Source organism: Polyangium sp. y55x31 (assembly GCF_029946505.1).
Taxonomy (GTDB): domain Bacteria; phylum Myxococcota_A; class Polyangia; order Polyangiales; family Polyangiaceae; genus Polyangium.
Window position 1 is genome coordinate 1 of sequence record NZ_JARZHG010000100.1, and the last position, 675, is coordinate 675.

A 675-nucleotide genomic window follows, 5' to 3' on the forward strand; every position below is an offset into this window, starting at 1 on the left:
AGGCAATCCGAGCCTCCGTGAACGGAGGAAGCGGGACGTGCAGGGCCTCGTGGATCAGCTCCGCCGCGAGGAGCGGCCGGTTGCGGAAGAGCTCGATAATCGCCTCGTGCAAGAGGGAAGGCACGAGGCGCCTTACTGCGGGCGCGCGGCGAGCACAAGGGAAAGGTTCGTCGGGGAACGAATCGGTTTTACGGGAACGATGATGCTGCAGCAGCCGCTGCTGCTGCTGCTGCTGCCGCTGCTGCCGCTGCCGCTGCTGCTGCTGCTGCTGCCGCTGCTGCGAACGCTGCTGCGAACGCTGCTGCTGCGAACGCTCAGCGCCCGTTGTGTGCGACGAGCAAGGCAGCGAGGTCTGCCGGCGAGAAATCGAGGGCCATGTCCGTGAGACGGGTGGCGCCCTCCTTGCGGAGCTGCACGGTGAGGGTCTCACGCTCGTCGCTGGTCAACGGCCGGGCGAGCCGTCGCTCGAACAGGCGTGCAACAGGTTCGAGGCTCCCCTCCTCGCGCCCCTCCTCACGCCCCTCCTCGCGCCCCTCCTCGCGCCCTTGCTGCACGTACTTGCGGGCGAACTCGCTTTGGTACTCGTAGTTCGGGATGCTCATGAGCTGCTCCAGGGCCATGCGGGCGGCTTCGCCCAGGGAAAATAGCACGAGATCCGCGTAAAGCTTCGCACGC

At 67.0% G+C, this 675-nt stretch carries 1 pseudogene; it reads right to left on the reverse strand.

Annotated features, from left to right (window positions below):
• Window positions 1-314 precede the first annotated feature (314 nt).
• Window positions 315-675 (reverse strand): annotated as a pseudogene (locus QHF84_RS50175) (hypothetical protein); the annotation flags it as partial.